Origin of the sequence: Sanyastnella coralliicola, from assembly GCF_030845195.1 — a bacterium.
Lineage (GTDB): Bacteria > Bacteroidota > Bacteroidia > Flavobacteriales_D > Sanyastnellaceae > Sanyastnella > Sanyastnella coralliicola.
On record NZ_CP132543.1, the window covers coordinates 1,674,009 to 1,699,615 of the forward strand.

25 protein-coding genes are annotated in these 25,607 nt (G+C 45.5%); 15 read left to right on the plus strand and 10 right to left on the minus strand.

Annotated elements, in window-relative coordinates:
* Nucleotides 1–37: 37 nt before the first annotated feature.
* Together prmA and tpiA are read right to left on the minus strand one after the other, a co-directional pair.
* Nucleotides 38–865 carry a 50S ribosomal protein L11 methyltransferase gene (gene prmA, locus RA156_RS07010; protein WP_306643854.1) on the minus strand — a complete coding sequence of 276 codons (828 nt, stop codon included), beginning with the start codon at nt 863–865 and terminating at the stop codon, nt 38–40.
* Entirely contained in the window at nt 847–1,620 is a 774-nt protein-coding gene (gene tpiA, locus RA156_RS07015) for a triose-phosphate isomerase (RefSeq protein ID WP_306643855.1), read from the minus strand. Before tpiA ends, prmA begins: the two co-directional genes overlap by 19 nt.
* Before the next feature lie 123 nt (nt 1,621–1,743).
* Here tpiA and RA156_RS07020 point away from each other — a divergent pair, with 123 nt between their 5' ends.
* The 7 genes from RA156_RS07020 (at nt 1,744) to RA156_RS07050 (ending at nt 11,267) form a co-directional block, all read left to right on the plus strand.
* Nucleotides 1,744–3,642: a RecQ family ATP-dependent DNA helicase gene (locus RA156_RS07020; RefSeq protein WP_306643856.1), complete on the plus strand. Its 1,899-nt coding sequence runs from the start codon at nt 1,744–1,746 to the stop codon at nt 3,640–3,642.
* A 15-nt stretch (nt 3,643–3,657) separates the two neighbouring features.
* A complete protein-coding gene (locus RA156_RS07025) occupies nt 3,658–4,857 on the plus strand; it encodes a class I SAM-dependent rRNA methyltransferase (protein WP_306643857.1) in 1,200 nt (399 codons plus the stop codon).
* A gap of 65 nt (nt 4,858–4,922) precedes the next feature.
* Nucleotides 4,923–7,877: a GH92 family glycosyl hydrolase gene (locus RA156_RS07030; protein WP_306643858.1), complete on the plus strand. Its 2,955-nt coding sequence runs from the start codon at nt 4,923–4,925 to the stop codon at nt 7,875–7,877.
* Nucleotides 7,877–9,067 carry an aspartate aminotransferase family protein gene (locus tag RA156_RS07035; RefSeq protein ID WP_306643859.1) on the plus strand — a complete coding sequence of 397 codons (1,191 nt, stop codon included), beginning with the start codon at nt 7,877–7,879 and terminating at the stop codon, nt 9,065–9,067. Before RA156_RS07030 ends, RA156_RS07035 begins: the two co-directional genes overlap by 1 nt.
* Nucleotides 9,054–9,770 (plus strand): class I SAM-dependent methyltransferase, encoded by a 717-nt coding sequence (locus RA156_RS07040; protein ID WP_306643860.1) that lies wholly within the window; start codon nt 9,054–9,056, stop codon nt 9,768–9,770. Before RA156_RS07035 ends, RA156_RS07040 begins: the two co-directional genes overlap by 14 nt.
* 145 nt (nt 9,771–9,915) lie before the next feature.
* On the plus strand, nt 9,916–10,410 hold the full coding sequence (locus RA156_RS07045) for a hypothetical protein (protein ID WP_306643861.1): 495 nt from the start codon (nt 9,916–9,918) through the stop codon (nt 10,408–10,410).
* Nucleotides 10,411–10,688: 278 nt separating this feature from the next.
* Complete coding sequence (locus RA156_RS07050) at nt 10,689–11,267, plus strand: hypothetical protein (protein ID WP_306643862.1); 579 nt, start codon at nt 10,689–10,691, stop codon at nt 11,265–11,267.
* On the opposite strand, the gene RA156_RS07055 is transcribed toward RA156_RS07050, so the two are convergent.
* Nucleotides 11,236–12,144, minus strand: coding sequence for an alpha/beta hydrolase (locus tag RA156_RS07055; protein WP_306643863.1), 909 nt, complete (start codon nt 12,142–12,144; stop codon nt 11,236–11,238). The two genes, RA156_RS07050 and RA156_RS07055, sit on opposite strands and share 32 nt — an antisense overlap.
* A gap of 18 nt (nt 12,145–12,162) precedes the next feature.
* Between RA156_RS07055 and RA156_RS07060 the strand changes: the two genes are divergently transcribed.
* Nucleotides 12,163–12,501 carry an antibiotic biosynthesis monooxygenase family protein gene (locus tag RA156_RS07060; RefSeq protein ID WP_306643864.1) on the plus strand — a complete coding sequence of 113 codons (339 nt, stop codon included), beginning with the start codon at nt 12,163–12,165 and terminating at the stop codon, nt 12,499–12,501.
* On the opposite strand, the gene RA156_RS07065 is transcribed toward RA156_RS07060, so the two are convergent.
* Nucleotides 12,486–14,147, minus strand: coding sequence for a M14 family zinc carboxypeptidase (locus tag RA156_RS07065; protein ID WP_306643865.1), 1,662 nt, complete (start codon nt 14,145–14,147; stop codon nt 12,486–12,488). The two genes, RA156_RS07060 and RA156_RS07065, sit on opposite strands and share 16 nt — an antisense overlap.
* Nucleotides 14,148–14,402: 255 nt before the next feature.
* Here RA156_RS07065 and RA156_RS07070 point away from each other — a divergent pair, with 255 nt between their 5' ends.
* Nucleotides 14,403–14,978, plus strand: coding sequence for a YqgE/AlgH family protein (locus tag RA156_RS07070; RefSeq protein WP_306643866.1), 576 nt, complete (start codon nt 14,403–14,405; stop codon nt 14,976–14,978).
* Nucleotides 14,979–14,980: 2 nt separating this feature from the next.
* Here RA156_RS07070 and RA156_RS07075 read toward each other — a convergent pair whose 3' ends face one another.
* Genes RA156_RS07075 through RA156_RS07085 form a run of 3 tightly spaced genes read right to left on the minus strand, consistent with a single transcriptional unit; the run spans nt 14,981 to nt 18,443 of the window.
* Complete coding sequence (locus RA156_RS07075; protein WP_306643867.1) at nt 14,981–16,177, minus strand: DUF1501 domain-containing protein; 1,197 nt, start codon at nt 16,175–16,177, stop codon at nt 14,981–14,983.
* A 6-nt stretch (nt 16,178–16,183) separates the two neighbouring features.
* On the minus strand, nt 16,184–17,572 hold the full coding sequence (locus RA156_RS07080; protein WP_306643868.1) for a DUF1800 domain-containing protein: 1,389 nt from the start codon (nt 17,570–17,572) through the stop codon (nt 16,184–16,186).
* Between the two features lie 52 nt (nt 17,573–17,624).
* Entirely contained in the window at nt 17,625–18,443 is an 819-nt protein-coding gene (locus RA156_RS07085) for a DUF2797 domain-containing protein (protein WP_306643869.1), read from the minus strand.
* 73 nt (nt 18,444–18,516) lie between these two features.
* Here RA156_RS07085 and RA156_RS07090 point away from each other — a divergent pair, with 73 nt between their 5' ends.
* From RA156_RS07090 to RA156_RS07100, 3 genes are all read left to right on the plus strand, one after another.
* Nucleotides 18,517–19,143: a thioredoxin family protein gene (locus tag RA156_RS07090; RefSeq protein WP_306643870.1), complete on the plus strand. Its 627-nt coding sequence runs from the start codon at nt 18,517–18,519 to the stop codon at nt 19,141–19,143.
* A gap of 104 nt (nt 19,144–19,247) precedes the next feature.
* Nucleotides 19,248–20,186 (plus strand): T9SS type A sorting domain-containing protein, encoded by a 939-nt coding sequence (locus RA156_RS07095; RefSeq protein WP_306643871.1) that lies wholly within the window; start codon nt 19,248–19,250, stop codon nt 20,184–20,186.
* A gap of 133 nt (nt 20,187–20,319) precedes the next feature.
* A complete protein-coding gene (locus RA156_RS07100) occupies nt 20,320–21,063 on the plus strand; it encodes a hypothetical protein (RefSeq protein WP_306643872.1) in 744 nt (247 codons plus the stop codon).
* A gap of 48 nt (nt 21,064–21,111) precedes the next feature.
* Here RA156_RS07100 and RA156_RS16650 read toward each other — a convergent pair whose 3' ends face one another.
* The 3 genes from RA156_RS16650 to RA156_RS07110 form a co-directional block, all read right to left on the minus strand.
* Nucleotides 21,112–21,267 carry a YqaE/Pmp3 family membrane protein gene (locus RA156_RS16650; RefSeq protein WP_350339797.1) on the minus strand — a complete coding sequence of 52 codons (156 nt, stop codon included), beginning with the start codon at nt 21,265–21,267 and terminating at the stop codon, nt 21,112–21,114.
* Entirely contained in the window at nt 21,264–22,154 is an 891-nt protein-coding gene (locus tag RA156_RS07105; RefSeq protein WP_306643873.1) for an alpha/beta hydrolase family protein, read from the minus strand. Before RA156_RS07105 ends, RA156_RS16650 begins: the two co-directional genes overlap by 4 nt.
* A 64-nt stretch (nt 22,155–22,218) precedes the next feature.
* Complete coding sequence (locus tag RA156_RS07110; RefSeq protein ID WP_306643874.1) at nt 22,219–23,016, minus strand: NAD-dependent epimerase/dehydratase family protein; 798 nt, start codon at nt 23,014–23,016, stop codon at nt 22,219–22,221.
* Between the two features lie 107 nt (nt 23,017–23,123).
* Between RA156_RS07110 and RA156_RS07115 the strand changes: the two genes are divergently transcribed.
* Genes RA156_RS07115 through RA156_RS07125 form a run of 3 tightly spaced genes read left to right on the plus strand, consistent with a single transcriptional unit; the run spans nt 23,124 to nt 25,509 of the window.
* On the plus strand, nt 23,124–24,650 hold the full coding sequence (locus tag RA156_RS07115) for a TlpA family protein disulfide reductase (RefSeq protein WP_306643875.1): 1,527 nt from the start codon (nt 23,124–23,126) through the stop codon (nt 24,648–24,650).
* Nucleotides 24,650–25,174, plus strand: coding sequence for a HEAT-like fold family protein (locus RA156_RS07120; RefSeq protein WP_306643876.1), 525 nt, complete (start codon nt 24,650–24,652; stop codon nt 25,172–25,174). The genes RA156_RS07115 and RA156_RS07120 overlap by 1 nt, the downstream gene beginning before the upstream one ends.
* A gap of 17 nt (nt 25,175–25,191) precedes the next feature.
* A complete protein-coding gene (locus RA156_RS07125; protein ID WP_306643877.1) occupies nt 25,192–25,509 on the plus strand; it encodes an antibiotic biosynthesis monooxygenase family protein in 318 nt (105 codons plus the stop codon).
* Nucleotides 25,510–25,607 lie beyond the last annotated feature (98 nt).

Here is a 25,607-nt window from a genome sequence, read left to right on the forward strand (position 1 = left end):
ACTGTACACGAAACTCAATTTATTGTTCAAGCCTGCCTTATTTGATAAAACGCATGCTTCCCCAACCATTACGCTCCCATTCCCCTTGCCAAGTGAGACCGTTCTCTTCCGCGCTAGCGCGAATAATTGGAAAATCAGTTGGGAAAAAGCCGCTAAATTGGATCGTAGCCCCGTCATTCATAGAAGCAGAATACACCGGCATATCACTGGTTAGAACGTTTCGATTGATGTTCGCTAGAATCACGTCATACTGCCTTCCATTCAACATCGTGCCATCGCCTTGATACGCACAAATATTAGTGCACCCATTTAATTCGGCGTTTTCATCGCAGTTTTCTTTGGCCCAATCGTCTATGTCAATGGCATCAACTTTTGAAGCACCAAGCTTTTCAGCCAAGATCGCCAGCACGCCCGTTCCACTGCCCATATCCAACACCTCTTTCTCCTTGAGGTCTTGGTCCAACATCAACTTCAGCATGAGCCAGGTGGTGTCATGGTGCCCTGTACCAAAGCTCATTTTGGGTTGAATCACAATGTCAAATCGTGCGGAACTCTGATCGTGAAAAGGAGCGCGGATGCACACATCGTCATCCACAAAGATCATCTCGAAGTCTGACTCCCACTTTGCGTTCCAGTTCTCTCGGGCTACAGATTTACGTTGATAAACAACGGTAGCCCCTTCAATGCCGAATGCACTTAATTCGCTGATTTCAATGTCACTAGGCCCCTCTCCTTCAATGTATGCGTCAAGACCATCTTCACGTTCAACGAAGCTCTCAAAGCCAAGCTCTGCTAATTCCGCAATGAGGATTTCTCGTGCCGGTAATACCGGTTTTAATTGAAAACTTAGCTCGCAGTAGTCCATTCGCTATTGGCTTCAATGATCGCCATAAAATCTTCAGCTTTCAGTGAAGCTCCACCTATCAAGCCGCCATCTACGTCTTCTCCTTGGAAGATTCCAGCAGCATTGCCCGGCTTCACGCTTCCTCCGTATAGGATGCTGATATCACTAGCCACCTCTCCGTATGCTTCATCCAGCAAAGAGCGAATATGCGCATGCATTTCTTGTGCTTGCTCATCTGACGCTGTTTTACCCGTTCCAATCGCCCAAACTGGTTCATATGCCACCACAACGTGGTTTGCCTCTTCTTTCCCGATTTGAGCGGTAAATGCTGCCTCAATTTGAGTCTTTACTACATCGAAATGACGTCCTGACTCACGTTCTTCAAGGCTCTCACCGACACAAAGAATCGCGTAAAGCCCAGCATCAAGAACCTGACGCACCTTTTGCGCAACAACTTCATCAGTTTCATTATACATCGCACGACGCTCAGAATGTCCTACGATAACGTACTTCACTCCTACGCTAGCTAACATCCCAGCTGTGTATTCTCCAGTGAATGCACCCGTATCATTTGCGCTGCAGTTCTGCGCTGCAAGGGCGATCATTGGCGGCAACCCGCTTCGGATAGCAGCTAAATAAGGTGTAGGAGGTGCGATAACTACGCGTGTATTGATATCTTGTCCGGTAGTCATGCGGCTCAACTCTTCAACAAGTTGCTTAGCCTCTGTCCAAGTAGTGTTACTTTTCCAGTTACCGGCGATGATTCTTCTTTTCATAAGAATGGTTTCAAGCGATCTGCAAACTTTTGGCTCACATTTGCAAAATCAGCAGGTTTAATACCCCAAAGGTAGGACACAAATTGGAACGCACTTACGTAATATTGTCTTTGATACACTTAGATGCAAGCTGACCCGCTCGAAATACTTGAACAGTACTGGGGATTCACGTCTTTCAGGACCAAGCAATCTGACATCATCAACGCAGTGATGCTCGGGCAAGATACCTTAGCCCTGATGCCCACTGGAGGGGGTAAGTCACTGTGCTTTCAAGTTCCGGCGTTAGCCAAAGAAGGAATCTGCGTAGTCATTTCTCCTTTGGTTGCCTTGATGAAGGATCAAGTAGATCGATTGAAAAGCATGGATGTACGTGCCGCATATATTACAGCGGCTCAAAGCAGAAAGGAGATTGATCACTTGCTTGATTCCGCTATTTATGGGAATATGAAGTTCCTATATGTATCTCCAGAGCGCCTCAAGAGTGAGCTTTTCATCGAGCGCTTTAAGAAGATGCCGGTGAACTTGATTGCGGTAGATGAAGCACATTGTATTTCTCAATGGGGGCATGATTTTCGTCCGGCATACAGGGAAATCAGTGGTATTCGTGAACATCATCCGAACGTTCCAATCATTGCTGTTACGGCATCTGCCACACCTGAAGTTGCAGATGATATTGTAGCGCAACTTGAACTAAATGATCCTGCCCGTTTCGAATCTTCGATGGTTCGAAAGAACCTCAACTATGTGGTTCTTGACGAAGTAGAACCCCTGGGTCGATTGCTTCGTGCTTGTAAGCGAATTGGCGGTAGTGGTATTGTGTATGCCCCTACACGTAAGCAGGTTCGCGCTACCGCGGAATTCTTGAACTCGCATGGTGTTCAGGCTGGTTACTATCATGCGGGTATTGATGCTGCCACGAAGGAGAAACTCCAGAAAGACTGGTTGAAGAATAAGTTCTCAGTGATGGTAGCAACCAATGCCTTTGGAATGGGAATCGATAAACCTGACGTTCGTTTTGTAGTGCATATTCAACCGCCTCAAAACTTAGAGAACTACGTTCAAGAAGCAGGAAGAGCAGGACGAGATGGAGACGAAAGTTGGGCCATTCTTATGTGGAACACCAAGATGGTGGAACGTCTTACTTCTCAACTACATGATCGCTTTTCGCCGAAAGATCAAGTCAAAGACACCTATCATCAGCTGAATTCGTTCTTCCAAATTGCCTTTGCAGCAGGACTTAACGAGCAGTTCACTTTTGATCTATCTGCTTTTAGCAAGCAATATAACCGGCATCCTAGAGATGTTTACTTCGATATTGAGACGCTTGAGATGTCTGGGTACCTATCTATGTCCGAAGGCGCCATGCTCCCTTCCAGAGTGATGTTCCAAATGCAGGCGCAAGAGCTGTACAACTTCCAAGTTCGGAACGAACAGCATGATGCCTTTATCCGTTTGTTGCTCAGAACTTACGGTGGCTTGTTTGAGACCTATTCGCGCATTGATGAGCACTTCCTCGCTCGCAAAACTGGATGGAGCACAGGACAGGTGCGTGAGACACTCGCAAGACTAGACAACATGCAGGTGCTCTCTTATCGTCCAAGAACCGAGCACCCGACTATCACCTTCTTAACTGGAAGACAGCAAAAAGAAAACTTGATCATCCCACCTGGAGCTTACGAGGAACGAATCGAAAGAAGTGTTTCTCGTTGGGAGGCAATGATGCGTTACTTGCATCACGACGGATGCAGAAGTCAGTTCGTTGCCACCTACTTTGGAGACGACGAATCTGCATTATGTGGAGTTTGTGATTGGTGCCGCAAAGAGAAGATTGTGGCCTATGACGTTCGTGAGCTGATCAAAGAAAGCCTCCTCTCCGCTCCTACCGACCTCAGCGGATTGATAGACCAACACAGTGAGGTTCCAAGAGAGGAAATCATCACCCAACTCAATCGTTCGATAGACGATGGAGAGGTCTCGCGTGATGAAGAAGATCTATTGCATTGGACAGAAGAACGCAACTAGTACCTTTGCCGTCCCATGGAAGTAACAGCCAACATTGCCCTTAAGCCAAAGAAAACGCGATCTATCCAACGATTCCACCCGTGGATTTTCTCCGGAGCGATTGCCTTCATTGATGGAGAACCTGAGAATGGAGATTTCGTCCAAGTCACGGATACGAAGGGCAAAATCCTAGGACATGGCTTCTTCACCCCTGATGCTTCCATTGCGGTGCGCATGACTCATTTCGGAAAAGAAAAAGTCATTGAGCGCTGGTGGCATGAACGTTTGCAGCGTGCTTACGACCTGCGCAATGACCTTGGTTTTGTCGCTAACGCGGAAACTACGGCATACCGTCTCATCCATGGTGAAGGCGATGGGTTCCCAGGGCTGATTATTGACCATTACGATGGTGTTTTGGTCATGCAGGTTCATGCTCCTGGAATGTGGATGATCAAAGACGAGCTCGTGGCTAGTTTAGTCGAGATCTATGGCGACAACTTAAAAGCAGTCTACAATAAGAGTCGCGACACGCTACCAAATGCTGAAGCGATGCAGGTCGAGAACTACTATGCACATGGTTCCGATTCCGCGCTAGCGAAAATGACCGCCAAAGAATACGGACTAGAATTCAACATCGATTGGGAGAAGGGTCAGAAGACAGGTTTCTTTATTGACCAACGCGAAAACAGGAAGCTCTTAGGCGATTTATCAAAGGGAAAAAAGGTGTTGAATACCTTCTCGTACACGGCAGGATTCTCAGTGTTCGCGCTTCAAGCAGGCGCAACGTTAGTGCACAGCTTAGATAGTTCAGCACGTGCACTAGAAGTTGGTGAGAACAACGTAGCGCTGAATTCTTTGGACGACGGACGACACAAAAGCATTCAAGCAGATGCGGTACAATACCTCAAGCAGCTAGAAGAGGATTACGACATCATTGTGTTGGACCCACCAGCCTTTGCGAAGCATCAACGCGCCAGACATCGCGCGGTTCAGGGATACAAGCGAATTAATATGCAGGCCATCAAGCACATCAAACCAGGAGGCTTGATTTTCACCTTCTCATGTTCACAAGCCGTAGATAAAGAGCTCTTCAACAACACAGTGATTGCTTCAGCAATTGAAGCGGGTAGAAAGGTGCGTATCTTGCATCAATTGCATCAACCTGCTGATCACCCAGTGAATGCCTTTCATCCTGAAGGTGAATACCTTAAAGGGCTTGTTCTTCGCGTAGACTAGAATGACCACTATCTTCATTCTTGCACTTGGAATGAAAGCTTATTTTTACCTCAAATTCAGACCAAATGCGCTACTTGCTCCTGCTCGTGCTATGCGCAACTCTTTGGAGTTGTTCAACTAGTTCATCCTTAGAAAACAAGCCTTTGTGCGAATGGGTTGATCCATTCATTGGCACTGGCGGACATGGCCACACCTACCCTGGTGCAACACGTCCGTTCGGTATGGTGCAGCTGAGCCCAGACTCTCGGCTTACTGGTTGGGATGGATGTGGTGGTTATCACTTCACAGACAGCATAATCTATGGGTTCTCGCACACCCATTTGCAAGGAACTGGAATTTCGGATTATGGTGATATCCTGATCATGCCAACCAATAATGAAGTTCATACCGGAAACAACTGGGGTGAGCGCTACCGCTCTTCTTTCAGAAAAGAAACTGAGCGTGCTCATGCAGGATACTACTCTGTGCATTTGGATGATCACAATGTCACTGCTGAGTTGACTGCTACAGAACGCGTGGGCATCCATCGATATATCTATGACCAACCAGATAGCTCTGTGTTATTTATTGACATGCAGCACCGCGATGAGCTGATTTCTTATCAATTCGAACCAATGGGCGATAGTATGATCGTGGGGCTTCGTCAATCCAAGGAATGGGCTCAAAATCAGCTAGTATACTTCGCTATGAAGTTTGACAAGCCTTTCGAGTACTTAGATCAGACTTACGAACTCTACCAGGCCTATGATTCTACTTTGGGTGAGTATGTTGAGGTAACTGAGTATGTTCCTGTTTTCCCGTTGAAATTTGGCGTTGTTGACACCTTGAATGTGAAGGTGGCACTCGCAGTGTCTGGAATTGACGCGGCTATTGAAAATCTTAATACCGAAGCTCCTCACTGGAATTTCGATGAATATCTCGCTAGCGCGGAATCGGCATGGAACAACGAACTAAAGGCGATAGAAATTGAAACTTCCAATGCAGAAGACAAGACCATTTTCTATACCTCCCTATATCACAGCTTGACAGTTCCGAACGCATTTGATGATGTAAACGGAAACTTCAGAAGCACAGATGGAAATGCCTACACCACTGATGGACACAGACATTATACGGTATTCAGCTTGTGGGATACTTTCCGGGCAACGCATCCGTTGTACACCATCATTCAACGTGAGCGTACCAGTGATTTCATTCACACCTTTCTTGACATGTACCAAAAAGGTGGTGAACTGCCCATGTGGGAATTGGGCGGAAACTACACCGGATGTATGATAGGATATCACGCCATTCCAGTGATTACGGATGCGTACAAAAAAGGAATCACCGATTTTGATGCTGAACTAGCTCTTGAAGCCATGGTGGCCGAAGCTACAATGGATGAATTGGGTAAACGTGAATACGAATCGCAGGCCTTTCTTTCATCTGAAATTGAGCATGAAAGTGTTTCTAAGACGTTGGAATATGCTTACAACGACTGGTGTATTGCTGATTTCGCACGTTCGTTGAACGGCAATGACGACCCGATCGTAAAGCGCTTTAGTCGACGTGCTTTGAATTACCGCAACCTCTATGACCCAGAGACTGGCTTTATCCGTCCAAAACGAGGAGGAAGCTTTATCCCTGGATTTGACCCAAGAGAAGTCAACTTCAATTACACAGAAGCCAACGGCTGGCAATACAACTTCTTCACCCCACAAGATGTGAACGGACATATCGAATTGATGGGAGGAGACGAAGCTTTTGGACAAAAGCTCGATTCACTGTTTTACTCAAGTAGTCAGCTTATGGGTCGAAACCAAGCTGATATTACGGGGCTCATCGGCCAATATGCTCATGGAAATGAGCCAAGCCATCACATGGCCTACCTCTACCCTTACATTGGACAAGCTTGGAAGACGCAAACGCTTGTCGACAGCATAATGAGTCATCTTTATCATGCCAAGCCTAATGGACTTTCAGGGAATGAAGATTGCGGCCAAATGTCGAGTTGGTATGTCCTTTCAGCCATGGGCTTCTACCCAGTAACTCCTGGAAGTGACATCTATGTTTTCGGAACTCCTCGATTTGACGAGGCATCGATCAATCTAGAAAATGGTAACACCTTTAAGATTGTAGCAAACGGTGACGCAGACGACATCTTCATTCAATCCGTGACCTTAAATGGAGTTGATCATACACGTGCCTACATCAAGCATGACGACATCATGAAAGGCGGTGTGCTAGAATTCAATATGGGTTCAACTCCGAACAAATCATTCGGACAAGGGCAGTCTGATCGTCCATATCAGAAGGTACGAAACGACCGTTTCTTCCCTACACCGATCATTCGTGCTCCTCGCACGTTCAAGGATGAAACGGAGATTACTATTGACATTGCCGCAGACGAATCGTTGATTTATTACCGATTCCTTGCTCCAGACACCACTGATTGGTTGGCCTACAAGCATCCGTTGAAAGTGACTGAGAGCTGTATCATTGAGACCTATTCAGAAAGTGGAAGAAGACACAGCAAACCAGTCCGCTCTGAGATTAAGAAAATCGACCATGACTATAAGGTCTTTGTCAAGTCAGCATACGACAACCAGTACCACGCAGGCGGAGATCAAGCCTTGATGGATGGCATCACAGGTGGACCAAACTTCAAAACTGGCGAATGGCAGGGCTACTACGGTAAAGACGTTGAAGTATGGATTGACCTTGGTAGTGTCCAGTCTGTATCCAAGGTGAGTATTGGCGCGCTGCAAGATGTCAAGCCGTGGATTTGGCTTCCACCAGCTGTTGAGTTCTATGCTGCCAATGACACCGCTACCTTCAACCTCTTTGATACTGTGTCACATGACATCGCAGTTGATGACTATGAAGTTCAGACGCACGATTTTGTCAGTACTAAAGGCGCTGAAGCTCGCTGGATTAAGGTTGTTGCAAAGAACTATGGCCTCATTCCCCCTTGGCATCTAGGTGTTGGTAATCCTTCATGGCTCTTCTTAGATGAGATTGAAATCGAGCTCGCTGAATAATGCCTGAAAATCATTCATTCTTTGATCAGCATTTAGCGCAAACAACCCCGTTTCCGTTTGGTTTAGAAATCGAACGGGCTGAAGGAGTCTGGCTTTATGATCCTTCCGGTAAACGATACATGGATCTCATTTCTGGCGTTGGCGTCTCGGCCCTAGGACATGGTCATCCGAAAGTGATCAAGGCCATCAAAGACCAAGCAGAGAAACACCTACATGTGATGGTGTACGGGGAATTCATGCAGGCTCCTCAACGTGAACTGGCTCATAAACTCACTTCACTCATTCCCTCGTCATTAGACACATGCTACTTTGTCAACAGCGGAGCTGAAGCGATTGAAGCTGCTTTGAAACTAGCCAAAAGGGTTACCGGTCGATCTAAGCTGGTTTCTTGTCGTGGAGCATACCACGGAAGCACGCATGGGGCCATGAGTGTCAGCGGAAATGAAGTCAAAAAGCAAGCATTCAGGCCGTTACTTCCAGATGTCTATTTCATGACCTTCAACGACTTCTCAAGTCTCGATCTCATTGATAAAAACACGGCCGGAGTTATCATCGAAACCGTTCAAGGTGACGCTGGAGTTCGCATTCCATCGAAGGAATGGATCCAAGCATTGAGAAAGCGATGCACCGATCATGGAGTTCTTCTTATCCTTGATGAAATTCAGGCTGGCCTAGGCAGAACAGGGAAGCTCTTTGCATTCGAACACTTCGATGTGGTTCCGGACATACTTGTTCTAGGCAAAGCATTAGGAGCCGGAATGCCCATCGGAGCCATTGTAGCTTCAAAGCACCACATGGCTCAATTCTCCACTGACCCTATGCTCGGTCACATCACCACCTTCGGTGGACATCCTCTTATCTGCGCTGCGGCAAAAGCAGGATTAGACGTATTGACCGAGGAGGTCGACTTGAATCTTGTCAGTCAACGTGGAAAGAAACTGGCTGATTCTCTACGGAAGCACCCCAAGGTCAAAGAAGTCCGTCAAATCGGCTATTACTTTGCCATAGACATGGAAACACGTGCTGACGTAGAACATGTTGTCAATTATGGCATGGAGCACGGCTACATTGGGTTCTGGTTCTTGAGTTGTCCGAACTCGTTCAGAATAGCCCCACCTCTCGTTATATCAGATGAAGAATTGTCTTGGGCGGAAGATCAATTAATCAATGCGCTTAATGGCCTTCGATAGTAAATACACTAAACAGGTCGTGAACGACATCTTCGAATGGGATGTAGTCAACTGGAGTTCAGCTCTTCCACTATGGGCGAAGGCCTTGGAGTCTAAAGAGAAATCAGGCCAAGCGATTGAAATTGGCGGCCGTAGAGGCGGTTTGAGTCTATTCGCGGCACTAGAAGGATATGACGTATCATGCACCGATTTAGAGTCTTCAGAATCTTCTGCCAAGCCACTTCATGAATCTCATGGTATTGCAACTAAGGTAGATTACAGGGCACTCAATGCCACCGACTGGAATGAATTGGAGAAGTACGACGTCATTCTTTTCAAGAGCGTCTTAGGTGGAATTGGGCGTGATGACAATAAAGCCGCGCAACTTCAAGCCATTCAAAATATGAAACAAGCCTTGAAGCCAGGTGGTTTGCTACTGTTCGCTGAAAACCTTGATGGTTCAAAGGGACATCAATTCTTTCGAAGACGATTTACGAAATGGGGTGCTTACTGGCGTTACATGTCTTATTCTGAGATTGAGGAGTGTCTCGGAGACGGCGAACTTGAGCTTCGTCGCTTTGGTTTCCTTGGTGCCTTTGGCAGGAATGAATGGCAGAGGAGATTGCTTGGGAAGGTGGATCGAATGGTGTTTTCGAGGGTGGTTCCAGAGGGATGGAAATATGGAGTTGCGGGAAGCTATCGAAAGCCAAAGAACAACGATTAACTCCTCATCGAGAACGACGGGGGCCCCACCCCCACCACCGCCGCCATGAGAGAGGCTTCGAAGCGAAGTTCGGCGGAATTTCGTAGCCCACCAAAGAAACACTCAATGACTTTGTAGGCGTTAGACTATCCTTTATTTTCGTCAAGTGAAACGTACCATCTTCATCTACATCGGTGCCATATTCCTAGGATTCATACTTGGAGTATCGCTCGAAACAAGCTTCTTTCCTATCTCAGTAAAAGACGGTGCGTCATCTTCTGTACCTGGGTATGTCTTTGAAGAAATTGCAGACACGCGTTCTCTAGCAATCATGCTCTGTTGTTCAGGCACCCTGTATTTTGCGGCTCTAATTGATCTCATTCAATCTGGTTGGAGATCAGTAGCTGGGGCAGTGGTGAATTTTGTCTGCGCAGCTTTCTTTCTCTGGGCGTACTTCAGAACAACGTTTCAAAGTGCTCTACTGAATTCTATTGCAGAGCAACGCGATTCTGAATTTGACACATATATGATCACTTCAGATTTCGTAGAATCGAGTTACCTGGTTCCTGTTTTCATTACCGTGGCATCCGTAGCTCTTTTTGCGTTGTTCCGTTACATCGGTAAAGTTCTTGCCGAAGAGCGCAAAGAACAACAAGCCTAAATCTCTTCAATTAATCCTAAAGCAAACTCTACTTAAAGCTGAGTTAATAGTGCGTCGGTTTCTTGCACTCGGATTAAGGAATGAACAATCGCAGTTCTCTTCTCTCAGTCTGGAGGTTCTCAGCAAGATGAAGCAAAGGCTTCATCGTTGGTCTAACTTGACACAACTATTGCATTATCCCAAGGCATTAGGCCGTCGCTAACGAGTGATGGCCTTTTGTATTTTTAGGGCGGAACAATTTTGCTTGCACCTCGTAAGTGTGCTTGAAATACGACCTCATGAAAAAGACCATCCTCTTCCCTTTGTGTGCACTGCTATTCGCGTGCAGCACTCCAGACCCTCAGAAAGAAGCACTTGGTAACGAAGCTGTTACCTATGAAGAACAAGAAGCGATTGAAGAGGTCGTTGAAGAGCAACAAGAAGTAGTGGAACAAGCTGCTCCTGAAGCTCGACGTGTTTCCATGGGTAATGTTCAAGGAGAAGCCAAGGGGTTTTATAACAATGGAGCTCTCGCTAAAGCAGACCTGTATCTAGAGACCGAAACTGGACCTGAGGAGGATACATTTATTTTCGATGAGTCTGGAAAACTGATCTTTAGCACACATCGTTCGCTAACGCGGAACTTTGCGGGGAAAGACGGCGCCTATGTGATTGAGCACAAATTGTACTACGATGACAACCAGCAAATCGTGAGTGCATTGATCCGACACGGAAAGCCTATCTCTGAAAATGAACTGACGCTTCAAGGAAAGGAGTTTGAAAACGATAATCCAGATATGGAGGCGATGAATGACACCTATCTTCCTCGATTGAAAGAGTGTCTATCTAGCCTTGGACAGGAGTCGTTGCTGAAATAAACTCAGCTGCCTTTTCAAGCGAACGTTTTGCTTCCGGGACAAAATCCGGGAAGAGCTGCCAGCTGTGGAATAAATGAGGCTCTACTTGCATCTCCACATCTACCTTTGCCTTTACTAGCGCTTCAGAGAAACGAAGCGAATCAAAGTACAGAAGCTCATTTTCCGCTACCTGAATCAGGGTTTCCGGGAATCCCTTCAGATCTGCATTTATAGGCGATATCGCTGATGAATTCGGATTCAAATCACCAACGTACATGCGGCTATAATGAATGAGGTCATTCTTATCGAACAAACTGTCTTCATCGCGATTCTTTTGGGCACTTTCAGATTCAGGAGATAAGTCTAACCACGGCGACATCAAGATGAACTTATCTGGTGCCTTTTTTCCTTTTCTGAGAATTTCAAGTACCGTTTCTGTAGCAAGGTTCCCTCCTGCTGAATCACCCAGAAGAATGATTTTTCTTCCTGGGTGACGCTCTATCATTCCTTCGTAGGCAGCAACGCAATCTTCTAAAGGAATCGGATATGGATGCTCAGGGGTCAATCGGTACTCTGGGATGTAGCCTGTGAAGCCGGTCATTTTGCATAAATGGGCTACCGCCGAACGGTGTGTATTCACTGAGCCAAAAGCAAAACCTCCACCATGAATAAACATGAGAACGCCTTCATCATTTGGAGTGCGGTAGGTGATTTTTCCCGTTGGGACACCCTCAAGCTGGGTTCGTTCTAACTTCGTGCCCATAGGCATTGGAGAAACAGAACCTACGCGGTCTGCCGCTAAACGGAGATGTCTCGGCGAAGGATCTACCCCAGCATTTCTGAGTTTGCGAATAAGCCAGTAGTAGGCCATCACAACTTGATAATGTACCTTTCCCATGATTACAAAGTTAAACGTATGCCTGCAGTGAAACCATTAAAAATCTCAAAACTTAACGAATACATTGCTGTCATCTTTACAACGACAACAAGAGCAGATTGTGATTTAGATGAATACGGAAAGTGGGCAGAGCGTATGGAAGAACTCGTTCAAAACCAACCAGGGTACCTAGGAATGGACCATGCGCGCTCAGAAGTAGGCATTACCATTTCCTACTGGAAGGATGAAGAATCAGTGAACCAGTGGCGTCAACATCCAGAACATTCAGAGGCACAAAAGAACGGAATCAACAAGTTCTACGAGAGCTATGCCCTTCATGTATGTAAGGTGTACAGGAACAACTACTTTGAAAGTTGACCTTCCCAACGATACACGGGGTAACGATTCACTGTTCCTTCGAAGTACGGTGAATTAATGTAAATCCAGTAGAGCTGCCTTGAAGGACTATCAGCCATCTCGGGATCTTCTTTTTTGGCTGCTTCGAACCTTTGCTTGAGATCAAGGTCAGTCTTGAGAAGCTCCGCTGCCGTATCTTCAAAAACGTAATCGCTGTACCACTCCTTCTGCTGCATCGCGCTATCGAAGAAGTTCCAGACGAAGAAGGCGTCAGCTGAAAGTGGCTCGAGCGTTTCTACGATGTATCTGTTGACTGTCTGGTCAACCGTGATAACCATGTCACCTTGGTAAAATCTCACCTCTTCCGACACCTTATCGATCTTCTTGGCTTCATTCATATGATGGCCTTCGTATACACGAGAAGACGAACTAAAATCGCGGATGTAATAGGCTTCAACAACCATAATGGTATCTCGTGGTAAGGGTGTCATTTCTACATGATTCTCCTGAAGTCGTTGAATCACGCCTACCCAAGCCTGAGGTACAATGTAACTTTTCGGAGCCTCTACTTCATTCGTGGCGGTGTATGTGTCGTAGTAAGGGATTTGAATGGTTTGAGGTTTTGCTCTGTTATAGCGTAAACGTTCACCTCCTGTCACCTCACTTTCGATGTACTCCGCCTTAAATCCTTTAAAAGGAATCATACGGAAAGAGGTTGTATCCAATTCCCACGATAGTTCAAATTTTGTTTGCGTTGTAACCGCTTGATCAGCTTGACGTTTTAATTCGATTAACGCTCCATTGTGCTCGTGCATGTATTCCGCGCTAGCGAGAATAAACTGATACGTACTTTCAACTCGCTGAGCAAAAGGCTTCAGCATATGCGTCTCACTCGTGAAGCCTATGGTATTGAATAAAGCTGCATACCCTGTGCTATATCGGGGAGTTTCGAGAAAGTCTTTGATCCCATTGTCTGGTGTTTTGCCCAACGAATAAACGTAAGGCGTCATACCAAATCCACGTTCCTCCATCGACTCAAACAATGCCGGACTCATCTCCTCCTTCACATAGTTACCCATCAACTCTCCAGCTTTATCTGGCTGTGTGTTTATCATGGTCATAACATACTGATAGTCTGCACCATTAGATGTGTGCGTATCAATAAACACATGAGGGTTTAACGCATGGAAGATCGAATAGAACGTATGAGCATTTCGAGAGTCAGACTTGATGAAATCTCGATTCAAATCAAGGTTTCGTGCGTTCCCTCGGAAACCATATTCTTCAGGTCCGTTTTGATTTGCTCGAACGCAGCAATTGCGCATCAATGCCCCACCAACGTTGTAAATCGGAATGATACCAATGACCACTGAATCGAGCAATTCGCTATTTGAAGCCAAGAGCCTTTCGGCTAATTGGATGCTTGCATCAACCCCACAAGGTTCACCTGGGTGGATGCCATTGTTAATAAGAAGGACAGAACGTTCAGAGGAGATGTCAAAGGGATCTTGCGCTCCTTTGTTTAAAACGAACAAATGGATCGGTTTGCCCACATCACTCTTTCCCATTTCCATGAAGAAGGCGTCAGATGAAGAGGCAGCTAGACTGTCATAAGAAGCTATAGCCTCTTCCCAAGTAACAGATTGATTACCCTGAAAAGGCTGCACAGTCTGTGAATTAATAGCACATGACGACAAAAATATCGCCGCCAAAAACACCAATAGTCTCATTCCATCCGATTTCACTGCAAGATCGTACAATTTCAGACTAATTGACAAGCTGTAAAATGTCATTCCTAAAGACCTAAATGATTGAAAATCGGACCTAATTTATCTGATTCCTAAGTCGATAGCCTTAGAAAACGGCGCGATTCCGATTTACCAACGAAAATTGCACCTTTGTATAGAACGACTAACTAGACAATGCTCAAGTTCACTCCGAACGACAAAGAACAACCTCAGAAAGGAGATATTCTTCTTGCTGAACCATTCATGGAAGACCCGTACTTCCGTCGGACGGTTATTCTTTTGTGTGAGCATAATGAAGAAGGCTCGTTTGGCTTCGTCCTCAATAACTATATCGATGCGAGCCTTGAAGATATCATGGATGATCTATCCATGTTCCAATCACGAATTTCCGTTGGAGGTCCTGTCAAGCATAACAACCTCTACTACCTGCACACCTTAGGTGATACGCTGTCAGATAGCATTCACGTGACTGAAGGAATCTACATGGGTGGAAATTTCGAGGAACTAAAGGAATTAGCTCTAGCCGGCAAAGTAACCGACGATCATGTACGATTCTTTGTGGGTTATGCCGGTTGGTCTCCTGATCAACTCATGAGTGAAGTCAAATCTAAAAGCTGGTTCATCAGTAGTTCTGATCAACGCACTTTGATGGATACGACCAACGAAACGCTTTGGAACAGCCTCATCAAGAAACTAGGAAAGGAGTACAGCCATTTGGCCGACCTCCCTCCTAACCCAAGTCTAAACTAGATCTAGACGATATCTAGTCGTTCGAATTTCTTGAATAACACATCTTCCGACGGCGTCTGCAGCCAATCTTCCAATACATTCCGATAAACACTACGGAAATCAATGCTGTGCTTCAAATCGCCATCATCTAAGTCAGATAATGATGGAATATCGTTGTAAACGCCTTGGTTCTTCAACTTACCTCCTAACAGCATCATGGTCCCGGCTGTTCCATGGTCTGTTCCTCTTCCAGCGTTTTGCTTTACTCGTCGTCCAAACTCACTGAATACCATCACGAGCGTGTCGTCTAGTCGTCCGGATGCTTTCAGGTCGAGTACAAAAGCCTTCAAGGCATTGCTCAAATCTCCCAATAACCGGGCATGTCCGCCTAATTGATTCGCATGGGTGTCATAGCTTCCTTGACTCATGTAGTACACTTGCGTATCAGCATCAGCGTTGATCAAGCCTGCAACAGTCTTCAGGCGATGTGCCAATGCAGTTGCAGGATAAATCATTTGATTACTGGCGCTACGTGCTTTGGCAGCAATGTAATCCACTGAATTCACAGTCTCATCAAGTGTTTCATGCAAGAAATCTACTTGCGGATGATGATGATGTCCGTGATTATGATCAGCTACTTGACGAATGAACGGGTGATTTACCACCTTCTTCAATCGCGCTGGATCAGCGGCGGCAAGTCCGCTATGCTCATTTCCTTGCATAACGAGACTCAAGGCATCTTCCATTTCAATTGCTGAATAGGGGTGCACCAAGGTTGAAGGCTGTGTATCCAGGAATCTTCCTACCCATCCACTCTGTAGCGTTTGGTCACTATCGCTCGCTGTTTGCCATATCTCCATCGAACGGAAGTGTGATCGATTGGGATTTGGATAACCTACGCCATTGATGAGCGTCAAATATCCCTGGTCATAGAGCTCTTGAAGTCCTGTCATTGCTGGATTCAATCCAACTTCACTGGTCAATCGGAGTACGTCTTTGGCAGCGATCGCTATCTTTGGTCGCTCTTTGTAGTAAGTGTCATTTCGGAATGGCACCAACATATTCAGGCTGTCGTTTCCACCCGAAAGCTGGATGACTACCAATCGCTTTCCTTTTGCACCAATCGCAGACAATACTGGATTCGATGCGCTTAAGAATTGCGGCATCAATGTAGCACCGGTGGCTACTGCTGAGAAACGTAAAAAATCTCTTCTTTTCATGTCTGCTTATTTTAGTTGGTACTCAGGCAAGGCCATTGTTCGTGTCACCGTCCATTTGATTTGGTCTTTTTTCGCTAGCGCGGAAACGGTCTTCCGCATTTCAGCTTTTGGCACCTTATCGGTTGGAACGATGAGCATGTGAGAAGTCACTGCCCCAACGATGTCTTTACTCTGAGAAAACATCTCAGACATCGCATTCCAATTGGTACTGACCTTGAGTTTCTTAAGTTGCCTTTCTTCCTGCTTCGACAAGAAACGATCAGAGTTCTTGTCGAGTGATGGAATGTCTTTTGGGCTTCCGAACAAAAGCATTGGAAGGCGCATACGCATGAGTAGACTACTTGAATTAATCCAGTGCCTTCCTCCTTTCCAACCCGCTACATTCGGTGGCATAAAGAGAGTCTGCCCCATGACTTGTTGCATTTTCAAAGTCACTCGCGATTCCGCGGTAGCGAATTTCAAATGACGCTTGTAGCCCACTAGAAGATCAACTGGACTCTTAACCAACACTCCTACGTTGCGTTGGTCATAAAACCAAGAACTTGTGAAGATGTCCATCATCAAGCTTTCAATATTGTAGTTGTTCTTGAAGAACCGTCTTGCCAACCCATTCACGATGGATTGATCCGCATCTTCATTCACGAAGTATTTGTAGACTTTTTCAGTGATGTACTTGGCCGTTTGTGGATTGTCAAGGAGCATGTCCAAGACATCCTCTCCTCCAAAGAATCCAGACTGACCGAAAATGGTCTTCTCTCCTACATCATGTGCGTTGGCGTTGAATTCGAACTCACCGCGTTTACTGATGTGCCAACCTGTAAAGGCGCGTGCTGCTTCCTTGATATCATCTTCCGTATATCCATTCCCTTCACCTAAGGTGAAAAGCTCCATCACCTCACGAGCGAAATTCTCATTTGGCGCTTGCTTGCGATTCTGTTGATTGTTGAGATATAGAATCATCGCAGGGTCTTTTGCGATGGCATGCAGCATATCCCGAAAGCTGCCCAAAGCATGCGTCCGAAGCATGTTGTTCTGCTCCTGCATCAAGATCCCAAAGGGTGCTGAACATGCAAAATGATCATGCCAGAAGACCGTCATCTGCTCACGGAAAACAGATTGAGTATCTCCCATCTTATCAATCCAGGCGTTGTTCAAGCGCACGAGGTCTTTCTTAGACCTCAAGACCATTAGAAGTGCCTTTAGATTCTTGACATCCCCATGTTTCGGACGCGGGTCAGGAAGTGTGCTTAGTGGCTTGTACTTACGTGTAGAACGAAAGATAGAAGCAATGTGCTCTTCGAGTGTTTGAGAAGATAGCTTTGCCTGTGTGGGCACCCACCCGAAGGACGTTCGGTGGTACAGGTGTTTAATCTGTTGTTCAACATTAGGCTTCATATCAGTCGTTTTGTATACGACTTCAATGAACGTGCCAAGGATTAATTAGCGCTTAATATTCGAGTGTTACTTCATAGCCGGCTTGACTGCGAATATTGATGACCCTTCCATTGTCAAATATCAAGTACTGCCCTTTGATTCCCATGAGCTTACCTTCAATGATAGGCAGTTTTTCAAACTTCATACTAACCACCTTTATCGGGTATTCAATCACCGGATATTCAATGTGCGTCACCTCGTCGTCGTCGCTAATGAAATCATGATACTCTTCATCCATCCAATCGATCACTTGATCTTTTAAATCTTCGAGATCGACCGAATCATCGTGTGCGTTTTTGAGCATGTTTCGCCAATTGGTCTTATCGGCCATGTAGTCTTTCAGAGATACTTCGATTAATCCAGCCAGTTGGCGGTAAGGCGTGTAGGCCAGCTTGATTGCCCGCACAGCTCCTTGATCAATCCACCGACTAGGAATATTCGTCTCGCGAGTTACTCCAACTTTCACATCGGATGTGAGCGAGAGATAGACATAGTGAGGCTTGTTATGGTGTTCTTCTTCCCACTCTTTATCACGAAGGGCAATGCCTTCATGAATTCGACTCAATTCAGGACGAACGATGCTTTCCACCGACATTGGAGAAGTTCTCCAAGCGTCAAAGCTCATTCCTTCTCCATAAGTCTTCTTAATTGACTTCCCGGTAACAACACAATGGATCTTGTTGTCCCAGCTTAGTTTGATTTCTTGACCAACTAAATCGTTCATGTACACTTCTTCAGATGGCTCGAGCACATGGAAGAATCGCATGTGGTATTTTGCTTGTCCATCTTCAAGCGCCACGCGCATCTTACGAAGGTTCCCTTTCACTTGCATGTTCCAAAGCTAAATGGATTTTGGACAACTGTGTGACCTTCTTGTGACATCAAGTATCGATCTTTGTACTGTTATGAAAAACACCATCAAATACATCAATCAAGGCATGCCAGGATCTATGAGCTACGACGAGTTCATGGCTCTTGTAGAACAGTTGGTTGCTGAAGGAAAAACTTCCGGAGAGAATCAGTCGGAATTCTTGGTGAACATCACCAAGGTCAATGCTCACCGCATGAAGCGACTGAATAAGACTACTCGGCTTACACCAGAGCTCGAGGAGCTTGTAAAATCACTTGGCAAACAAACGTGGCTAGTGATTGACGAAGCATGGTGTGGTGATGGAGCACAGAATATGCCCCTCATGAATACCATGGCGCAATTGAACCCAAACATTGATTTACGAATCATACTTCGTGATCAACATCTCGACATAATGGACGAGCACCTAACCAATGGCGGACGCAGCGTTCCAAAGTTGGTAGCGTTGTCTGAAGAAAATGAACTCGTTTTCGACTGGGGACCTCGTCCTGTGCCTGTACAAGCAATGGTGATGGATTACAAGGCCAAACCAGAACCGAAACAGGCGTATCCAGAATTCCAGATTGAAATTCAGAAATGGTACAATGCGGACAAAACGGAGACATTTCAGAACGAAATGACGGAAGTATTGAAGAAAGCTTTACATAAGCAACAAGCTTAGGGTTAATACATTATCTATATCCTTCATTTATTAAGAGCGCCATTGTGCGCTCTTTTTTATTGGAATTGGTATCTTGGAGCGTTTCGAACCCTAAACCTTACATTATGAGAAAAGCTCTACTATTGGCAGGGGCATGTGCCTTTGCATTATCTATTAACGCGCAAACCGTCATCTATTCAGATGATTTCGAAAGCTACACAGCTGGAAGTGGTATTGCAGAACAAGCTGACAACTGGTACGTATGGAACGAAGGCCTCGATGTAGATGGCGAAGTTTCAACTGACTATGCAGCAAGCGGAAGTAACTCTGTTCTTCTTGATCAAGCGAACGATGATGATATCGTATACGATCTCGGTGGCTACACTAGCGGGAAATACGATGTTGAATTTAAAATGTTGATTCCTACTGGTTCAGAAGGTTACTTCAACCTAATGCACAGCTGGGAGTACACATCTACCAATGCCTACGAATGGGCGGTTGACGTATACTTCAGCACCGGAGGTGACATGACATGGACAACTGGTAGCTTCGACGGAGGTGCACTTTCATTCGCTCACGATGAGTGGAACGACGTGAAAGTTGCAGTTGACCTCGATAACGACATGGGTTACCTCTACCTAAACGGTGAGCTAGCAACTAGCTTCCAATGGTCATTGAACAACGCTGATGGTTCAGCTGGTCTCAATCAGCTACAAGTAGTAAACTTCTTTGCATTCGGCCCTGACCAGTCAAACGGACTTTACTACCTCGATGATTTCACAGTAACAGAGACTACTGGTCTTTCAGTAAATGAGTCTGATAACCCTACTGTGGCTATCTACCCGAACCCAGCAACTGACATCGCTAAGATTGATATCACTGGAATGAGCAATGCTCAAGTTCGTGTGATTGCTCTTGACGGACGAATCGCTAAGTCAACTTCTTACAGCGCTTCAACAGGAATCGTTGATGTGAACGTAAGTGACCTTAACGACGGTATCTACTTCATTGAAGTGAATAACGGCTTAACTACCCTAACACAACGTTTGGTAGTACGTCACTAAACTTCGCCTAGAAATAATTCAGATTCCGGCCCTTTCACTCAGGTGAAAGGGTCGGTTTTTTTGTGCCCCAATAATTCGCATGTGACTTTTTGTTTTCGTTGACGTCTGAATATCAGAACACAAAACATTCGATATGAAAACCCCTATCCTACTATGTGCCTTGTTGCTCTCTCTCATGGCTGGAGCTCAAACACAACCTGCGTCAACGCAATCACTCTCTGCAACAGAACGAGAAATGTTTGAAGAACGTGTTTCTGACATCCATAAGGAGATAGACAAAATTGACCGCGCAATCATGCGCGAAGAGCGCACGATGAAATCGAAAGATCACACTTCAAAAGAAGCGGATCGTGAAATCTCATACATAGAAAAGCAAGAAGAAGAGAATGTGCAGCAAACAGCGAGATTAAAAGCTGAGATCGCCGGACATGACCTAGAAGCCCTTGAAGATAAGATCAAGCGTGTAGAGAAAGAACAACATCAACTGGAGCGCCGCAACAAGCGAGATGCAAACGCTATCATCAAGAAGAAGGCACAGATTGAAAAGCTCCTTGGCGAGATTGACATGTTGGAACAGCGAATCATCGATGGAGAGCAAGGCATCGAACACAAAGAAGTTGAAATTGAAGCGACACAGGAGGAAATCACTGCATTCGCTTTGGTAACGAAGAATGAGCAACTAGAGGAACTAGAAGATGATCGCGCGTCTTTAAAGGCACAGAAGAATAGACACATGCGCCGCAGAGACAAAGCGAACGATGATATTGATGAAAGTAAGCGTACAGTTCGTGCTCTAGAGGTACAACGTCAGAACTTGATGGATGAGCTGATCCAGAAAGAAACTGCGTTGAGAACCGGCACGGCGAACGTCTACTAATATTTTGCTATGCTGATTAACTAAGGAGGGTTATCAACTCTCCTTTTTTTATTCCTTCATATTAAGAATGACGATGGCTGCAATCACACCGGGTGCCCATGCACATAGGGTCAAAAGAAATACAATAATGATAGATCCGCAACCTCGATCAAATACGGCTAACGGAGGGAAAATGATAGATAGAATTACTCGTAGAATACTCATAGCGATAGAAAGCTAATGCTTCTAGCCACAACGTCATTCATAACAATTGGTAAATTTTCTTTGTCCCACGGGTGAGACATCCCGAAGGTATGACCTCCATCATCCTTGAGAATGATCTGTGAAGTTTTAATCCATTTGTGAATACGCATCGCGGCACTCCCGTGAACAGCAAGATCATCCAAGGCATGCACAATCAATGATGGCTTCGTGTATTCTCGAGCATGACGTCGAATGTAAAGACGCTCTTCGTTCTCTTTAAAGTCTTTATACCACTGGTACTTGTGAGGCATTTGCTGACCTGTTCTTCCATTCAGAACATGGTATACGCCATCCCACTTCCACTGATGCAGATCTTCATAGATCGGGAAACGATCTCCAAAGTCAGAAACAGCAGCCCACGTGATCAGTTTATCAATCCGTTCATCTTCTGACGCACCGAGAATGGCCAGTCCGCCACCTCTACTGTGCCCGATTAAAGCGGTTTGCTTTGAACTAGGGACCTCGTTACTAGACAATGCCCAATCTGTGACAATATGGATTTCATCCAGCTCAATGGAGTAGTTGTTATCACTGAATGCTTCTAGATCGACAAAGTCTGTAGGATGATCTGGTGTGGTACCGTTGTGTGAGAAGTTAAACTTCAAGAAGGTGTAACCAGCCCGAGCGAATTTCTCAGAAACTAGATTCCAGGCACCCCAATCTTTGAACCCTTTGTAACCGTGCACGAAGATTACCAGACCCTTCTGAGTCTGTTCCTTGTCCCACTTTATGTCCAATAGAATGGGGCGATCATTACGCCCAGTAAGTACGTGAGTCAATGTGGAGAGCATAGACTGTGACTTTACAGTCGCTAAGTTAACCGGACCTATCGATTGCCGATAGATCATTAGACATATTTTTCCACAAATGGGAATCGCGTTGAATTCCTAAAACGGGAAAAACAGTGTCTCCCTAAGATACGAACTGATATCCAAATGACATAATTCGGTCACTCCGAACTCGCTTCCATTCAGCAAGTTGATTATCGAATTTTAGCGAGGAAATAAGGGGTTCAGAGTTGTACCTGCGAACAAATTCTTCCTTTGTCAATAACTCTGGATCAACCAAATTATACACCCCTGACATCTGTCCTACATCACACAGGAATCCTATCACTCCCAGAATATCTCGTAACCAAGTGACATTCACAGGACTTTTACTGTTGGTGATCATGCCATTTCTATGATACATACGGTTCGGTTCACGACCCGGGCCAGCCAAACCTCCCATTCTGAAAATGCATATAGGTAGCCCATTATATGCTTCCTCTAATGCAAGAATTGAAACGCCCGAATGCCTTGAAACAATAGTAGCAGCATCATCCTCAAAAACGTCTCTATTGAGATTAGGGTAAGCTCCAGTAGAACTAAGGAGCACAGCTTGCTTGACACCGTGCAATCTCAGTTGACGTGCAATGGCCTCATGACCTCGTTGAGCTGCGTTTTCTACGCGATCACTTTTCGGTGGTGTGATGGTGACAATGACCAAATCAGCTTCAAAGACCTCCGAATGCACCATTGTAATGGCCTGTAGAAATTCATCGCTTAATACATCGAGCACTTCTAAGCGTATTCCTTCCTGTGCCAAGGCTTCTTTCCTAGCAGATGACCTCGAAGTCACCACCACCTCTCTGCCTTCCTTTCTCAGCTTCCGCGCTAGCGCCAACCCGCTCCAGCCACTTCCTATGATAGATACCTTTGAAAAGTTCATTGTCGAAATCAATTTGGCAACACTAGTGGTGAATATTTGTTAATCCTACCTTTGAGGAACAACTTTTGCACTCAAAAGGTAGTCATCGAAACAAACCAACAACGATTATGATCAATTCTATCCTGAAATTTAGCTTGATCCTTGCCTTAGGTATGTTTACCATCCATGCCGACGCACAAGACAATAAGATCCGCTTGAAGATCAAAGGGGTCGAGAATCAGGAAGTCTACCTGGCCAATTATTACGGCGAAAAACTCTACTACAACGATACTACCATGGCTGATGCCAATGGATACTTCGAGTTCCAAGGAAAGCCGTTCGAGGAATGTGGGAAGTACGCCGTTGTTGCACCAGGACCGAAATTCTTTGACATCATCGTCAGTCAAGAAGATATCTACCTCGAAACAGATACGAGCGACCTAATCAACAACCTTACAGTTCACAAGTCAGACGAGAACGAGCAGTTCTTCAATTACTTGCATTTCATCCAACGCAAACGAAATGCGCGTGCGCCTTTTGATGCTGTGTTGGCTGATTCATTGAAGTCTGATAAACAAAAAGAGCAAGCACGTGCTGAGATCAAACAACTGAACGATGATGTTCAGCAATACCAGAAAGATCTCATCGCCAAGCACCCAGAATTACTCTTCACCAAGCTGATGCAGATGACCTTGGACGTTGAAGTGCCTGAAGCCCCAGAAGGTGTGGAAGACGCTCAGACATGGAAGTACTACTACTACCGCAATCATTATTGGGATCGCGTAGATTTCTCTGACCCACGTCTTGTGCGTGACCAGATGTTCCACCGGGTGCTTGATAAGTACTGGACGAAAGTGCTACCTCAAATCCCTGACTCGTTGTTGAAAGAGGCATTTGCGTTGGTTGAACGTGCTGACAACTACGACATGTTTAAGTACTTCACTCATCACATTACCTACGCTGCTGAGTCATCCAATATTATGTGTATGGATAAGGTATTCGTAGGAATGGTTGATCGCTACTACCGCACAGGCAAAGCTGATTGGCTTGATGAAGAAGCAACAACAAAGATTCTTGACCGAGCTAAGGACTTGAGATACACGGTTTGCGGAGAACCTGTTCCCAACATTATCTTGCCAGATACAACCCTCACAAACTGGGTAAACCTCTACGAGATAGACTCGAAGTACACTGTAATTGCCATCTGGGAATCAACCTGTGGACACTGTAAGAAGGAGATGCCAAAGCTTCAGGAACTCTCAGAAGAGTGGAGCGATAAAGGTCTAAAGGTGTTTGCCATTGGAAACGACTTTGAAACTGAACCTTGGGTAGAGTTCATTCGCGATAAGGAACTTGATGGTTGGTACCACGTATCTGACAACCCTGCGATCAATGCCACTGACTCCGCTACCAAGCTTATCAGTTCGGGTATTACTACGCTTCTCAGCTTGAATTTCCGTTCAACTTTTGATGTATTCTCAACTCCTAAGGTCTTCTTGCTTGATGAGGATAAGAGAGTGATTGCAAAGCAATTGAGCGCAGAGCAAATCGGAGAATTGTTGAAGCGATTAGAGGCCGAAGACAATCCCACAGGTGACGTCCCTCCTGCTGAAACACCAAAGGAAGAAAAGGCCGTGCGCGAAGAACGAGGATAGTGCGAGACACACTGACCACAGGGTTTGCCAAACAGAAAGCTCGCGAGCTAAGCCAACGTATTCGAGATGGTCAAGAAGACTTGAATGAGCTTCTTGAGATCATTGCGGAAAATGAGTACCCGGCGTCTGCTAAGGCTGCCTACGTCCTTCGAACTATGGCCGATGACGATCACAAATCTGTGGTCAATCATATTGGCTTTTTAACTGCACAATTGCGAGAGGTTACGATTACTGGTGCCAGAAGAGATCTGCTAAAATGCCTCTATGATGTAGACAAAGAACAAGGCATTCCTGAAGATCATCAAGGTGAAGTCATGGATGTATGTTTTGAGCGCCTAATGGATCCAAAAAGTGCTACCGCGGAACGGTACTACTCTATGTTCATCCTCTCCAACTTAAGTAAGATCTACCCGGAGATTTCGAATGAATTAGTCGCGGCAATAGAAGTGAACCTTCCCAATGAAACCGCCAACTTCGTTCGAAATGCCCATAAGATTATAGCCTCTATTGAGGCTCGTGGCTAATCGCTATCTTTTCGATTATGTTTTGTGTTGTATATGAATTCCATGTCATCCCCGGAAAAGAAGATTTATTCTGCCAGGCTTGGCGCGAAATGACTGAGCTTATCTACGAATTCGAAGGTAGCCTCGGCTCAAGACTCCATCAACAAAGCGATACCCATTTCGTAGCCTATGCACAGTGGCCGTCGAAAGAACGATGGGAAAACTCAGGGGATCGACTTCCCGTGATAGCGGAAAAAATCAGTCAGGACATGAAGGATTCTACCCTTGAGATTAAAACAGTATACCAACTAGAGAGCACAGATGATCTCCTGGCCTCTGCCCCCTTCCAATCGTGACTTGCCATTTTCTAATCATAGCTTTGGGATTCACACTCTTATTCTAATTTATTGAGCTTGAGCATCCAAGCAGCCCTATAGGTCGAGATAGCAAGCTT